1 protein-coding gene is annotated in these 305 nt (G+C 64.3%); it reads left to right on the forward strand.

Annotated elements, in window-relative coordinates; all coding sequences use genetic code 11:
• The coding region (locus QN413_RS27200) for a DDE-type integrase/transposase/recombinase (RefSeq protein WP_323499658.1) at window positions 1-305 on the forward strand (305 nt) is incomplete at both ends.

Consider the following 305-nt stretch of genomic DNA (forward strand, 5'->3'; position numbering starts at 1 on the left):
AAGCGCCGCTTCAAGGTCACCACCGACAGTCGCCACGATCTGCCGATCTCGCCCAACGTGCTGAACCGCGAGTTCGCTGTGAGCGGGCCCGACCGGGTCTGGGCGGGCGACATCACCTACATCGCCACCGACGAGGGATGGCTGTTCCTGGCGGTGGTGATCGATCTGTTCAGCCGCCAGGTGATCGGTTGGTCGCTGCGAAGCGACATGACGCGAGACATCGTGATCGATGCATTGCGCATGGCGTGGTTCAAGCGTCATCCGGGCAAGCAGGCCGGGCTGCTCTTCCACAGCGACAGGGGCAG

The sequence above is a fragment of the Variovorax sp. LG9.2 genome (assembly GCF_035018885.1).
Taxonomy (GTDB): domain Bacteria; phylum Pseudomonadota; class Gammaproteobacteria; order Burkholderiales; family Burkholderiaceae_C; genus Variovorax.